Annotated in this window: 14 protein-coding genes; 1 reads left to right on the top strand and 13 read right to left on the bottom strand. The window is 70.1% G+C overall.

Annotated features, from left to right (window positions below):
• Positions 1–86 precede the first annotated feature (86 nt).
• Genes ACFVWW_RS31840 through ACFVWW_RS31830 form a run of 3 tightly spaced genes read right to left on the bottom strand, consistent with a single transcriptional unit; the run spans position 87 to position 1,775 of the window.
• Positions 87–920: a helix-turn-helix domain-containing protein gene (locus ACFVWW_RS31840; RefSeq protein WP_384186827.1), complete on the bottom strand. Its 834-nt coding sequence runs from the start codon at positions 918–920 to the stop codon at positions 87–89.
• On the bottom strand, positions 917–1,588 hold the full coding sequence (locus ACFVWW_RS31835) for an SDR family NAD(P)-dependent oxidoreductase (RefSeq protein WP_384186830.1): 672 nt from the start codon (positions 1,586–1,588) through the stop codon (positions 917–919). Before ACFVWW_RS31835 ends, ACFVWW_RS31840 begins: the two co-directional genes overlap by 4 nt.
• Complete coding sequence (locus ACFVWW_RS31830) at positions 1,581–1,775, bottom strand: hypothetical protein (RefSeq protein WP_384186832.1); 195 nt, start codon at positions 1,773–1,775, stop codon at positions 1,581–1,583. The genes ACFVWW_RS31835 and ACFVWW_RS31830 overlap by 8 nt, the downstream gene beginning before the upstream one ends.
• 263 nt (positions 1,776–2,038) lie before the next feature.
• Here ACFVWW_RS31830 and ACFVWW_RS31825 point away from each other — a divergent pair, with 263 nt between their 5' ends.
• Positions 2,039–3,022 (top strand): LuxR C-terminal-related transcriptional regulator, encoded by a 984-nt coding sequence (locus tag ACFVWW_RS31825; RefSeq protein WP_384186835.1) that lies wholly within the window; start codon positions 2,039–2,041, stop codon positions 3,020–3,022.
• 26 nt (positions 3,023–3,048) lie between these two features.
• Here the strand turns inward: ACFVWW_RS31825 and ACFVWW_RS31820 are convergent, their stop codons facing one another.
• From ACFVWW_RS31820 to ACFVWW_RS31775, 10 genes are all read right to left on the bottom strand, one after another.
• Positions 3,049–3,507 carry a MarR family winged helix-turn-helix transcriptional regulator gene (locus ACFVWW_RS31820; protein ID WP_384186838.1) on the bottom strand — a complete coding sequence of 153 codons (459 nt, stop codon included), beginning with the start codon at positions 3,505–3,507 and terminating at the stop codon, positions 3,049–3,051.
• Positions 3,507–5,354, bottom strand: coding sequence for an MFS transporter (locus ACFVWW_RS31815; protein WP_386878052.1), 1,848 nt, complete (start codon positions 5,352–5,354; stop codon positions 3,507–3,509). Before ACFVWW_RS31815 ends, ACFVWW_RS31820 begins: the two co-directional genes overlap by 1 nt.
• Positions 5,355–5,446: 92 nt before the next feature.
• Positions 5,447–6,400, bottom strand: a complete 954-nt coding sequence (locus ACFVWW_RS31810) for an alpha/beta fold hydrolase (protein ID WP_384186842.1) — start codon at positions 6,398–6,400, stop codon at positions 5,447–5,449.
• A 148-nt stretch (positions 6,401–6,548) separates the two neighbouring features.
• The gene (locus ACFVWW_RS31805) at positions 6,549–7,676 is read right to left on the bottom strand and encodes a glycoside hydrolase family 19 protein (RefSeq protein ID WP_384186845.1); all 1,128 of its coding nucleotides are present in this window, start codon (positions 7,674–7,676) and stop codon (positions 6,549–6,551) included.
• 304 nt (positions 7,677–7,980) lie between these two features.
• Complete coding sequence (locus ACFVWW_RS31800; RefSeq protein WP_384186847.1) at positions 7,981–8,385, bottom strand: hypothetical protein; 405 nt, start codon at positions 8,383–8,385, stop codon at positions 7,981–7,983.
• A 77-nt stretch (positions 8,386–8,462) separates the two neighbouring features.
• Positions 8,463–9,002, bottom strand: a complete 540-nt coding sequence (locus ACFVWW_RS31795; RefSeq protein ID WP_384186850.1) for a hypothetical protein — start codon at positions 9,000–9,002, stop codon at positions 8,463–8,465.
• Positions 9,003–9,080: 78 nt separating this feature from the next.
• Complete coding sequence (locus tag ACFVWW_RS31790) at positions 9,081–10,817, bottom strand: ABC transporter ATP-binding protein (protein WP_386878051.1); 1,737 nt, start codon at positions 10,815–10,817, stop codon at positions 9,081–9,083.
• Positions 10,818–10,939: 122 nt separating this feature from the next.
• A complete protein-coding gene (locus ACFVWW_RS31785; RefSeq protein WP_384186856.1) occupies positions 10,940–11,362 on the bottom strand; it encodes a lasso peptide biosynthesis B2 protein in 423 nt (140 codons plus the stop codon).
• Positions 11,359–11,616, bottom strand: a complete 258-nt coding sequence (locus tag ACFVWW_RS31780) for a lasso peptide biosynthesis PqqD family chaperone (RefSeq protein ID WP_384186859.1) — start codon at positions 11,614–11,616, stop codon at positions 11,359–11,361. Before ACFVWW_RS31780 ends, ACFVWW_RS31785 begins: the two co-directional genes overlap by 4 nt.
• The gene (locus ACFVWW_RS31775; protein ID WP_386878050.1) at positions 11,613–13,454 is read right to left on the bottom strand and encodes an asparagine synthase-related protein; all 1,842 of its coding nucleotides are present in this window, start codon (positions 13,452–13,454) and stop codon (positions 11,613–11,615) included. Before ACFVWW_RS31775 ends, ACFVWW_RS31780 begins: the two co-directional genes overlap by 4 nt.
• Between the last annotated feature and the right edge of the window lie 30 nt (positions 13,455–13,484).

Genomic DNA, 13,484 nt, shown 5'->3' with positions numbered 1-13,484 from the left:
ACATCCAGTATGCGGACGTCCCTCCGCCTTGCGATGCACCGCATCTGACGCCGTGCGCTGATCCACCACGGATTACGGGACAGCCCTTAGGAGGCGCGGCAGGGCAGCGGGAAACCGGTGATGCGGCCCTCGGCGCGGCCCATACCAGAATTCCGGAGAACCGCTGCCTCATGGGCGAGGAACAGGCGTGGCGTCCGTCCTGTCATCGCCTTGAACTCCCGGCTGAGATGGGCCTGGTCGTGGTAGCCGGCCTCGGCCGCCACCTCGGAGGCCCGCCGGCCCTCGATGAGCAGACGCAGCGTGCGTTGCAGGCGCATGACCCGAGCGACCGCCTTGAGCGGCAGGCCCACCTGCTCCCGGAACCGCCGCTCCAACTGCCTCTGGCACCAGCCCATGTCGCGGGCGAGTCCGCTGACGGCGACCGCGCCGGCGCTGCGGTCGAGCCGCTGCCAGGCCCGCTCCACCGTGGGCGCGTGTTCGGGACCGTGCGCCATCCACTGCCACAACGCCCCGTCGAGCAGGGCGAACCGCTCTTCCCACGAGGACGCCGACTCCAGTGTGCGGGCCAGCTGCCCGGCGCGCGTGCCGAGCAGCTCCGCGGCGTCGACGACGGTGTTGGCGAGGCCGTCCATCGGGATGCCGAGGAGGGTGTACGCGGCCCAGGGCACGAGGGTCACCCGCACCCCGTACACCGGGCCGTCGTGTTCACACACCATGGCCTCGCTGCGCGGACCCGCCACGTAGGAGACGTACGAACGGGTCGGCCCGCGCTCCGCCGCGTCGGTCAGCCGGAAGCTCCCGGCGAAGACGAGCATCAGCGTCACGGTCCCCGTGGGCAGTTGGAGGCTCCGGTACGTACCGTCCATCAGGAAGCCGCCGTAGTTCCACAGGCCATGACCGACAGGGCGGGCGGCTCTCACCGGAGTACGTCGGGGCCGGGCACCGTGACCGACTGGCCGGTGACGCTCCGCGCGTCCGTACGCAGCAGAAGCAGGATGGCCGAGGCGACGCTGTCCGGGTCGGCGGCGGGCTCCGGCGTGACGGCGTTGACGGTGATACGGGGCGACGGCACGAGCCGTGCCCAGTCCGCCACCAGCGAGGCGACACCCGCGGCCGACACCCCGGCCGCCGGTCCCCCCTCGCCGTCAGGGCGTTCACCGGGGGTCAGCACGACGATGCGGCCGGGCCGGCCCGCGCCGGCCATCGCCCGCGCGGCCGCCCGCCCCAGCCGGTACGCGCCGGCCAGATTGACGTTCAGTACCCGGCTCCACTCCGCCGCCGTATCGGAACGCGGCGTCGCGGCAGTGAGGTTGACCAGGACATCGAGGCGCCCGAGGTCGGCGACGACGTCCGTGACGAGCTGATCGATGCTGTCCCACTCACCCGGATCCACCTGGTAGGGCAGGGCGCGTATCCGCTCATCGGCGAGCGCCTTGCCGTACAGCGCGGTCCGCTGCGCCGAAGGGCCCGCGACGGCCGTCGTGATTCCCTCGGCGGCGAGCCGGCGGCAGACGATCCGGCTTACGGGGCCGTCGCTTCCCACCACCAGGGCCACTTCGCGGGCCGGCTCGGTCAGCTGATCAAGCACCGGTGGAGCCGGGCTCTACGGGCTTCGGCGGTGCGGGCCAGGTGAAGTCGTCGCCGCCGGCCCGAGTGCTGTGTCCCGCCGGCTCGGAGACGTCCGGGCCGAGCGTCATGCGCGCGCCGAGCAGCATCACGACGGCGAGGCCGGCCGCGGCCATGGATCTCGTACACCGGTTACGGACACGGTTCATAGCTCCCCCTGGGGACGACGAGTGGTGATTAGTTCTTGACGGGGAAGCCAAGCACCTGGAAACGGAGCGGGGTAAGACACCGCACCCTGCAGGCGCATGCCATGCAGATTCCTGCAAAGACTCGATCTTCGAGCGCGGAGAACGGCGACCTCATCGGAAACCGGCCTGTCCGATTCACGGCGGTTACGGGCCTGGAGCGTATGAGACGATACCGCCAGGCAAGCGAACACTACGCGGCGGTGGCAATCCGGGGGATGCGCTGTATGTCCGAGGCAGTGGAATTGGGCGCGGCCGATCTCGCCGTCTACCGGGCGGTGCTGCTGCACCACGAACACGGCCGTGAACGGCTCGCGGAGCGGCTCGGGGTAAGTCCCGCACAGGTGCAGGCCTCCATGGACCGGCTCATTGCCCTTTCCATGCTCCGCCCCTCGTGGGAAGAGCCGGATGTCATCCGGGCGGTGAGTCCGGAGATCGGTCTCGAATTACTCGTCCAGCGCGAGAAAGCCGAACTGGCGGCGCGTCAGGAACGGATCGCGCAGACACATGCCACCCTCAATGTGCTCGCCGCCGAATTCTCCACGTTCGAGAGCGGTTCGGGCTTTCAGGGGATAGAACTCCTGCGGGGAATGGACCGGATCCGCACTCATCTGGAGGCACTGGCCAGTCAATGCGTGGAGGAGGTGCTGTCCTTCCTCCCCGGCGGCGCGCTCCCCGCCGAGGCGATGGAGGCCGGGCAGCCGCTCAACGAGCAGGCCATGCAGCGGGGCGTGAAGTTCCGCAGCCTCTATCTGCAGAGCATCAGCAAGGACCGGGCGACCTTCGAGTACGTGCGGCAGACCCGTTGGTGCGGCAGCGAAGTCCGTCTCGCCCCGACCCTCCCGCTGCGCCTGCTCATCGTGGACCGGGAGGTCGCCGTCATCCCGGGTGAGGTGATGTCGGCGCAGCCCACGGCGATCCTCATGCGCAGCGCTCCGGTGGTCCGTGCGTTGCTCGCGCTCTTCGAGGCGTACTGGAAGGACGCGGAGCCGCTCGAAGAGCCCTCCGATATCCACCCCGGCGAAATCTCCTTGCAGGAGAGGGAGTTGCTTCGCATGCTGGCCAACGGGGACAAAGACGAAGCCGTCGCCCGGGAGCTGGGCGTGTCCGTGCGGACCGAACGTCGCATGGTCGCCGACCTCCTGACCCGGTTGGACGCCTCCAGCCGGTTCGAGCTGGGGGTGAAGGCGGCGAAGCTCGGCTGGGTCTAGTGCTCCTCCCAGCAACGTTCCGTTGCTCACGGATGTCTCGCCGCCTGCTCGGACAGGGCCTCCAGCGCGGGCAGTGCGGCGTACAGGGAGCGCTGCTCCTCCGGGGTCAGCCGGGTGACCTGCTCGGCGAGGCGGGCGGCGGCCTCGTGGCGCACGGTGTCCAGCAGGGTCCGGCCGGTGTCGCTGAGGGCGATCAGGCAGGCCCGCTGGTCCTGCGGATCGGGGTTGCGTTCGATCCATCCCGAGCCGTCCAGCAGATCCACCATGCGGGAGACGGTGGACAGGGCGATGCCCATGTGCGCGGCGAGATCGCTGATGCGTAGCGGCCCATGATCCGCGAGCGCGGCGAGCGCGGCCTGCCGACTGGGCGTGAGGTCGCCACGGACGCTTCCGGCCCGCAGTACGGGCAGCAGGTGCTGGATCGCCGTACGAAGCCGTCCGGCGATATCGGCGGGCTCCGGGCAGCCGGGGTCGGGGGCGGTCATCACGGCCCTTTCGAACGGGGTGGCGGCGGGGGCGCGGACGGCCGGGGGGCCGAGGAGGCCCGCGGCGACGGGGACGGCGGCGGGGGTGGAGCGGGCGCCGGATGTCCGGTGACGGATGTCGCCGCCTTGGCTCCGGGCCGGTCCCCGTGGATGTAGCGGCGGCCGCGGAGCAGCGAGGCGAAGGCCGCGACCAGGCAGGCGGCGATGGCGAAGTTGAAGGCGACGGACAGTCCGTCGGAGAACGGCTGAGAGATCAGCGCGGGGAAGAAGCCGCGCCCGGTGAGGTAGTCGGCGTGGCCGGCGGGCAGCTGCGCGAGCACATGGGGGCCGAGCAGGGTCCGGACCGGGTTGTATCCCAGGAGCGAGGCGAACAGCACGCCGACCGGTGGGAGGGCGGCGACCCTGGCGGCGTCGGCGGCGGGCACCCCCTGCGCGGTCAGGCCATGGGTGAGAGCGGCGGGCAGCGCGCCGGCGAGGCCCGCGATCATCAGGGAGAAGAAGATGCCGATGGACAGCACCGTGGCGGAGTTCTGGAAGGTGGTGCTGATCCCGGCGCCCACTCCGCGCTGGTCCGGTGGGAGGCTGTTCATGATGGCCGCCCGGTTGGGCGAGGCGAACAGGCCCATGGCGAGCCCGTTGAACAGCAGGATGAGGGCGAACGCCGGATAGCCGAAGTCGACCGGCAGTTCCTCCAGGGCCAGGAAGGTGGCGGCGGCCAGCAGCATGCCGCCGGTGGCGAAGGTCCGGGCGCCGAACCGGTCGGAGGCCCAGCCGGAGAACGGCCCCGCGATCAGGAATCCGATGGTCAGCGGCAGCATGTAGATACCGGCCCACAGAGGGGTCCGCTCGAAGCTGTAGCCGTGCAGCGGCAGCCAGATGCCTTGCAGCCAGATGATCAGGATGAACAGCAGGCCGCCGCGTCCCAGCGCCGCCAGGAAACTGGCCACGTTCCCGGCGGTGAACGCGCGGATCTTGAACAGCGCCAGATGGAACATCGGTTCGGCGACCCTGGTCTCGACCACGCAGAAGACCGCCAGCATCGCCAGCCCGCCGACGATCGCGGTGATCACCAACGGATTGGTCCAGCCCATGGTGTGGCCGCCGTAGGGCTGGATGCCGTATGTGATGCCGGACAGCACGGCGATCAGGCCGACGGCGAAGGTGAGATTGCCCCACCAGTCCAGCCGGGCGGGCGCGCGGACTCCGGTGTCGCGCAGTTTCACGTACGCCCACACCGTGCCGAACAGGCCGAACGGTACGGAGACCAGGAAGACCAGATGCCAGTTGACCGGGCCGAGCAGTCCCCCGAGGACCAGTCCGATGAAGGATCCGGCGATGCCCGCCACCTGGTTCAGCCCCAGCGCGAGACCGCGCTGACGGGCCGGGAAGGCGTCGGTCAGGATGGCGTTGGAGTTCGCCAGCAGCATCGCCCCGCCGACGCCTTGCAGCACTCGCATGCCGATCAGCCACAGAGCGGCCGCCGTACCGTGCATCCAGGTCACCGAGAGCAGCACCGAGAACACGGTGAAGACCGCGAACCCCATGTTGTACATGCGGACCCGGCCGTACATGTCACCGAGTCTGCCGAAGCTGACCACGAGCACGGCGGTGACCACCAGATAGCTCATGATCAGCCACAGCAGCAGACTGGTGTTGCCGGGCTGGAGGGGATCGACGCCGATGCCGCGGAAGATGTCGGGCAGCGCGATCAGCATGATCGACATATTGATCGTCGCGATCAGGACACCCAGTGTGGTGTTGGACAGGGCGACCCACTTGTAGCGCGGTCCCGGCCCACGGTCGCTGTCAGGCCGTCCTGCGGCCGGCTCCGGGGCTGTCCTTCGCACGGAGCATCACTCCCATCGGGAGTTACTTGCTTGACATCAACCAATCTAATCCCGTCGGCGCGGCGGGGCCAGTCACCCGAAGCCGGCCGGGCTCAGCGCAGCCAGTCGAGCAGGAGCCGGTTGACCTCATCGGCGCGCTCCTGCTGCACCCAGTGCCCGCAGCCTTCGAGGATGTGCGAGGAGACCAGGCCGGGAAGCGTGGTGGGGTGGGCCGCGATGGCGTCGGCCATCCAGGCGGTGGAGGCGTCGAGCTCCCCGCCGATGAACAGCGAACGCTGGGTGACCGGGGCCCCGTCCCAGGCGGCGAGATCTTCCCAGTCCCGGTCGACGTTGCGGTAGCGGTTGAGCGCTCCGGCCAGCCCGGTCCGCTCGAACTCGTGCGCGTAGACGTCGAGGTCCGTCTCGGTGAGCCAGCCGGGCAGGGCGTCACTGGGGAATCGGCCGGAGAGTTTTCCTCCCGCCGGGACGAAGAAGAGGCTGCCCTGATCGGCCGGTGGCATCGTGTCGCCCGAGAGCCCGGCGTAGAAGCCCGCCAGCCACGCCCGGACGTCGGCCTCGATCTCCGCCTCGGCCCTGCCGGGCGTCTGGAAGTAGCTGACGTAGAACTCCTCGGCCCCGCCGACCTGGGCGAAGGCGTCGGTGGGCCGGTAGCCGTTCCGCGGTGTGCAGGGAACGCTGAGCAGCGCTACGGCGGTGAAGATGTCGGGTCTGAGCAGCGCCGTATTGGCGGCGATCGGAGAACCCCAGTCGTGGCCCACGATCGTCGCGGTCTCTTCGCCGAGGGCGTGGACGACTCCGACGTTGTCGGCGACATGCGCCAGCATCCGGTACGCCTCGACCTCTTGGGGCTTCGACGAGCGTCCGTAGCCGCGCACATCGATGGCGACCGCGCGAAAGCCCGCCGCGGCGAGCGCCGGAAGCTGATGGCGCCAGGAATACCAGGACTCGGGAAATCCATGGACCATGAGGACCAGTGGTCCTGTGCCCTGTTCCACCAGGTGGATCCGACCGCCCGGAACCTCCACCAACCGATGCTTCGCGTCCATCGCGACCACCTCCGCCACGATCATTCGGTCGCGGCCACGGCGGGCGCAAGAAACCTTGCCGGTCCGGCAAACGCGCGAGCGCGCAGCCCCGGGCTCCGGGGCTGCGCGCCGGCGAGCGAGAACCGAGCGACAACGAGCGAGAAGAACGTCAGCAGCTCAGATTGTTGCCCGGGGTGGTACCCAGGATCTGCACGAACCGCTGATAGGCGTTGATACGGCTCTGCACCTGGGCGGGGTTCCTGCCGTCGCACTCCAGCGAGCCGTTGATGCTACGGATCGTCTGGCCGAAGCCCGCTCCGTTGACCATGGCGTTGTGCGGCGTCATCGTGCCGGGACCGTTCTGGGTGTTCCAGTACCAGAGCCCGGTCTTCCAGGCCACCGAGGAGTCGTTCTGGACGAGCCAGGGGTTGCGCAGCAGGTCGATGCCGAGTGCGTCGCCCGCGGCCTTGTAGTTGAAGTTCCAGCTCAGCTGGATCGGACCGCGGCCGTAGTACGCGGCCTGGCCGGCCGGGCAGCCGTACGACTGGTTCGGGTCGCAGTAGTGCGGGTAGTTCGCGGTGTTCTGCTCCACGACGTACACGAGCCCGCCGGTCTCGTGGTTGACGTTGGCCAGGAAGGCCGCCGCCTCCTGCTTCTTGACGGTGTCACTGCCCGTCTTGGCGAAGCCGGGATAGGCGCCCAGGGCGGCTACCAGACCACTGTAGGAGTAGAAGGAGTTCCGGCTCGGGAACATCTGGTTGAACTGAGCCTCGCTGACGACGAAGCCGCCCGGCGACGTGCCGCCGCCCTTCGGCGCGTTCCACTTCTGGTTGGCGGCTCCGGTGCAGGTCCAGAGCTGCAGCCGGGTGCCGTTGGCGGAGCTGTTGCCCGACACGTCCAGACACTTGTCGGCCGCCGGGTTGACGATGTCGTTGGCGGCGGAGACGACCCACTTCTGGTTCGCTCCCCCACCGCAGTCCCAGAGCTGGACGGTCGATCCGTTGGCGGTGCCGCGATCGGTGACGTCGAGACACTTGCCCAGCGCGCGCAGCGTGCCGTCGGCGGCGACGGTCCACTGCTGGGCGCCGGAGCCGTTGCAGTCGTACAGCTGAACCGGTGTTCCGTTGGCGTTGCTGCCCGCGGCGACATCCACGCACTTGCCGGCGAGACCGGAGATGGTGCCGACCGGGTCGGCGGCCGAGGCGGGCACGGTGACCAGGACGGAGACGAGCGCCGCCACGGCCAGCGTGACGGCGGAACGGACAAGCGTGAGACCCCTGAACGAGTTTCGTGTCATCTCTACTGGATTTTTCCCTTCACGTCATTGACTGCGACTCGGGTTCGAACCACTGGATGTAGAGAACTGGTAATGACGCATATACGCCGCCACACGCCAATCTTCCGTTCGGATTGAACTGGCATTGGTCTAGACTTGTCAAGCATCAGTCGAGCAAGCAGCGCCCTGGCCACCGGTTTTGACGCACTCTTAGTCGCGTTGCGGCGTTTGGGTGGAAAATAGAAAACCACTCGATCACCCATCAGAAAGTGATCGAGTCCGTGAAGAAATGGTGCGGCCGAAGATCTCGGAGAAATAGCCGCCGTTACGGTCGGCGCGTCCTGTCACGGTCGAACCAGGCCCTGCTGTCCGGCCCGGCCGAGAGGACGATCATGAGCGCGCCGGCCGCGACCCCGACGCCCCATACGCCGCGGTGCGTCATCACGCCCACCGCGCAGCCGACGGCGATCAGGTAGCCGACGGCCACCGCGCCGGCGCGGGCGCCGTTGCCGCCGTTCGTGAACTTCACCGCGATGACGACCGCGGCCACGGCCAGCGTCCCCAACAGGAGCGCCGCGAGCAGGAGCAGAACCACCACCGGCAGACCCAGTGCGCCGGTCTCGAAGGTGGCGGCGGCCACCGTGAACCACCCGGCGGCGCCGATGTTCAGCGCGCCCACGACGAAGAGCATGGCGCGGACGGACCTGACCGTGCCCGGCATGGGGCTCATACGGATTCCTCAGCAGGCCCGGCCCTCGCGGGTATCACCGCGAGGGCCGGGATCGTGGACCTTTACCAACCCCCGGGTCAGGCGCCCTCGAAGTAGACATCCAGGACCGCGTCGAGTTCCGCCGTCCACTCCTTGAGATCGCTCCTGGCCGCCGCGTCGACCTCGGCGTAGAACCACCGGCGGGTCGATACGTGGACCGTGACCGTGAACCGCTTTCCGAACCGGGCGGACTCGACCTCGACCGCGCCGATCTCGTCCCACCGGAACTCGGCTTCCTGATCGTCCAGCCGGAACCGGACGCCTTCCCGGTCCGCGGTGATCGAGGCGCGGCGGTCGCTGACCTCGAAAACGGGGCCGTCCGCTCCCTCCTCCGCCGTGCCGGGAGCTGTTTCCTCCTCGGGTCCGGGGTCGGGCTCCTCCGCAAGGGCACGCTCGGGAGGGGCGTCTCGGGGGACATCACCGTCGGGGCCATCACCGTCGGGCGTCAGCCGCTCGGCCTGCTCCGGGTCCGTCTCCTCCGTCCCGTCAGGACGACGGGGGATGAGGCCGGGGACGTACGCCGGATCTGTCCCAACGGCATGCTCGGGCTGGATATTGGGATCTATGCGCTGCTCCACGACAGGCAGTATGGACGACGAACCTGTACGAGCCCAATGAACGCGTCGCGGGTCCGCGAAGATCGGCCGGGACAGCCCTCAGCGCACGGGCGTCGCGGTGAGGAGCTGAGCGGCTGCCAGGCCCGCGTAGAGCGCATCAGAGGCGAACAGCTCCTCGTGGGTGCCGATGGCCCGGACCCGTCCGGCGTCCAGGACCACGATGCGGTCGGCGGCGGTCACGGTGGACAGGCGGTGTGCGACAACGAGGACGGTGGTGTCGAGGGCGGTGTCCGCGACGACATCACGCAGCGCGCGTTCGTTCGCGGCGTCGAGCTGTGAGGTCGCCTCGTCGAGGAGGAGGAGCCGCGGCCGGCGCAACAGGGCACGCGCGATGGCCACGCGCTGGCGTTCCCCGCCGGACAGCGTGCTGCCGCGGTGCCCCACCGGCGTGTCCAGGCCGTCGGGAAGGCCGTCCACGAGCGCGTCGAGCCGGGTACGCGTCAGCACCTCGCGGATGTCGTCCTCCGTGGCGTCACGGGCGGCGAAGACGATGTTCTCGCGCAGGGTGCCGGCCAGCAGAGGGGCGTCCTGCTCGACGTAACCGATCGCCGCGCGCAGGTCGCCCAGGGGCCAGTCGCGCACGTCCGTGCCGTCGATCAGGACCCGGCCGCCCGTGGCTTCGTAGAACCGCTCGATCAGCCCGAAGACCGTGGTCTTGCCCGCCCCTGACGGACCGACGAACGCGGTCGTCCCGGCGCCGTCGACCCGGAAGGAGATGCCTCGGTGCACCTCGGGCAGATCGGCGCGGTAGCGGAATCGAACGCCCTGGAACTCCACCGCCGCGGGACGGCCGCGGGGCCGGGTGTCCACGCACTGCGCCGGTTCGGTGGCCAGCCCCTGGACCTGAGCGATCCGGGCCACCGCGCCGGAACCCACCTGGTACTGGGACACGGCCTGCACCAGCCGGGAGACCGGGCTGACCAGCTGGAAGAGCAGGAGCAGGAACGCGACCAGCGTCGACACCCCGATGGCCCCGGAGGCCACGCGTGCTCCTCCGACGCCGAGCACGGCGAGAAAGGCGACTTGGACCGCCAGCCCGGCCGCCGAGGAGGCCAGGGACTGGAGCTTGGCGACTCTCACCCCGTGCCGCCACGCCGCGCGGGCCGCCACCTCGACGGCCGAGGCCTCACGCTGTTCCGCTCCCGCGGCCTTGATGGTACGAAAGGCTCCGAAGGCCCGCTCCAGCACCGAGGCCATGGTTCCCACGGCCCCCTGCACCTGCTGGGTGGCCTGCGCGATGCGCGGCATCACCAGCACCACGGATCCGCCGATCAACGCGACCGCGGCCAGGGAGACACCGAGCAGGACGACGTCCAGCACCCCCATGAGCACGAGGGTGGCGAGCAGCGTGAGACTGCCGATGACGGCGGAGACCAGCGACTGGGTGGTGGCCTGCCGCAGCAGCGTGGTGTCCGCGATGACACGGGACATCAGGTCCCCCGGCTGGGTCCGGTCCATCTCGGGGAGGCGTAGCCGCAGGAGACGGACCACCAACTGCCGGCGGGCGGCGAGCACGACCGATTCCGCCGTGCGCTCCAAGAGGTACTGCCCGAGCGTGGCGACCGCGCCGCCCAGCAGGACCAGAACGGTCAGCAGGATCAGCACGCCGGCGATCGACTCGCCTTCGCTGAGAGCGTCGACCAGTGCTTTCGCCGCCAGCGGCTGGGCCAGGCCCATGGCCGCGCCGGCCAGGCCCAGCAGGCCGCCGACGGCGATCACGGCGCGGTGCGGCCGGATGTGGGCGCGCAGCGCCCGCCAGGTGTCCCGGGCCGGCAAGGGGGCAGGGACGCCGCCGTCGGCCTCCCCCGCGTCCGCGGGCGTACGCGGCCACGCGGCCCCGGGCGACTGGCGCCGAGTCCCTGCCCGCGGTGGCCCTCCCGGTCCCCGCTGCCGCGGCTTCATCGCAGGCTCGGCACGGTCATGAGGACGTGGAAGTACCGGACGTCGCGGGCGTTCTCCCCGATGGGCTTGCCGTTCACCGCCAGCCACGCGTGGGCCTGGAACGGCTGTGTCCGTACGCCGGTGCACCAGTCGGGCCACGTACCCCTCATCCGGCACAGGAGCGCGCCGGCTATCGAACGTTGCAGGCATCGCGGCCCGGCGCACGGCACGCTGACCGCCACGACCGCCTGGCGGGCGCGGAGGGTCTCCGCCTCGGTTGCGGGACGGGCCCCACGCCGGACGAATTCCAGCACCTGACGCAGGCGCAGCGGCGCCAGACATGTCAGCAGCCGGGCCGCACCGACCGCGCACCACACGGCCGGACGCGAGCGCCACGGCAGCGCGGCGGACGTCTCGAGCGTCAGCGACCTGCCGGTCATGGGGTGACCACCTTCGCGACGCGCAGTGCGGCGATCACGCGCTCCACGTCGCCGGTCGTGTTCTGCGCCGCGTCGGGGAAACGCTCGCGCAGGGCCGCCACCGCCGACTCGACGGTCCCGCCGTCCAGCAGGCACCGCAGGACCAGCGCGCCCGTGTCGTTCATCTGCCAGTAGCGGCCGGTGCGCTCATTGAGCAGCACCATCCCGTGGTCGGTCCCCGTGATGGTGACATGAGGGGCCAGGGCGAACGTCATGATGCTCCTCGGGCGGATCGGGGTACGTGGTGGGTGCCGGCGGGCCGGGCGGCGGAGGGCAGCGAGCGGAGCCACCGTTCGTTGGCCAGCGTTCTCTCCAGGGGCGCGAGGGGTCTGACGTCCATGTGCAGACCGCCGACGACGGTCCGGATGCCGTCGACGTCGACGAGCCCGAGCCGCGCGAGGTACGAGTCGTCGAACAGCTCTGTCAGACGTCGCCGGTGCCGGCGCAGACCGATGTACAGCTCCGGACTGGCGTCGGCCTTGCTCCGCCGGTCGAGCAGGTCGTCGGGCACCACACCGCGCAGCGCGGCGGCGAGCACGGGTTTGACCCTTTCCGGTTCCGTACGGTCCTCCAGCCGGATGGACATCGCCGCCTCGATCACCCGGTCGTCCATGAACGGAGCCTGGAACGACACCCCGTACCGCTCGCCGATCCGGGCGGTGCCACGGACGGCACCGCCATTGATCTGCGTCAGCCGCAGCATCTCGTGATGCACGGGCAGCGGGGCGAGGGGTTCGGGGGACTCCGCGGCGGCCTCGCGAAGGAGACGGCGCACCGCGTCCACGGCATCCGCCGTCGCCCACGGAGGCATCCTCGGCGCTATCTCCCAGTCGACTTCCGCGCCCCAGGCCCGGTCCGCCGTGATGGTGTCGGCGACGGTGCCCAGCCACTGCGGATAGGTCGGGCCGCGCAGGAGATTGCGTGCCGTGGTCAGCCACGTCCAGCGGCGCATCGACTTCAGTTCCCGCACGTTCCTGAACGCGCCCAGCGGCCGGCTGCGCGCGAGCGCGTGCGTGGACATCACACTGGGAAGAAAGAGTTCGTCGGAGCCGATGCCTTGCAGGTGAACCGCCGAACCGTGGCTGGAGACGAGCTGGGCGACATGTTCCAGCATCGGCCGGCAGACCAAGGACGTCGGCGATTCGATGTCTTCTCCGTGCTGCGTCGTCGATTCGGCGAACTTTCCCGGTGTGCTTTCCATCGGGACGATCAGATGCTGGGCCTTCGGCAGCTTCTCCCGGCTGCGGGCGGCCCATATGCGGTCTTCGTTCGCGGGGTCCGACGACTCCAGGTGCACGGTCACCAGCGGGACATCGTTCCGCGCGGCGAGAAAGCACAGACTCGTCGAGTCCTTGCCGCCGGACAGGTCCGCGCTGACGATGCCGCCCCCCGCCGTGCGCGCGTCCACCGCGGTCTCCAGAGCCTGTCGCAGGACGGCACGTCCCGCGGTCAGGGGAACCTCCGCGGCCGGCGGCGTCCAGGAGCGGGCCGTGCGGCTCCGGCCGTCCCTACCGATCTCCAGACGGTGTCCGAGGGTGAGAGCCCGTACCCCCCGCCATACGCATCGGTCGTTCAGGGGCCAGGGCGGACCGTACGGCGTCAGCAGTTGCAGTGCCAGCAGCTCTTCGTCCACGCCGGCGCCCGTCAGCGCGGCCACCGCCTGTGGCCGGTCGGCGGCCACGGTCACGCCGTCGACGGAGCCGTGGAATATCTGACGCGCCGTCGAAAGACTCCCCCGCGCCCCCACGCGGCCGCCGATCGACACGATCAGATGGAAGCAACCCGGCAGTGATCGTGCCAGCACGTCCATGTCATGGACGGTCCGCACGGCGCCGATCTTCCCGGCCAGCCTCTCCGCGGACGCGGTCGGGGAGCCGAAGACCGCCGCCGCGTTGTCCCCGGCCGAAGCGGCGACCACGTCCCGCTCCGACCAGCTTCCCGCGATCCATGGCCGGCCGGAAGCGTGCGACAGCAGGTGGGTCTTTTCGGAGTCCGGCAGCCGCGCTTCGATCGCGGTTCCCGCCGGCTGATCTGGAAGGATCACAAATACCATGTCACCTCTCCCGCGCCGGGCCGGCGCGGG

Source organism: Streptomyces sp. NPDC058198, assembly GCF_042882605.1.
Taxonomy (GTDB): domain Bacteria; phylum Actinomycetota; class Actinomycetes; order Streptomycetales; family Streptomycetaceae; genus Streptomyces.
This window is presented reverse-complemented; position numbering and strand designations above follow the sequence as displayed.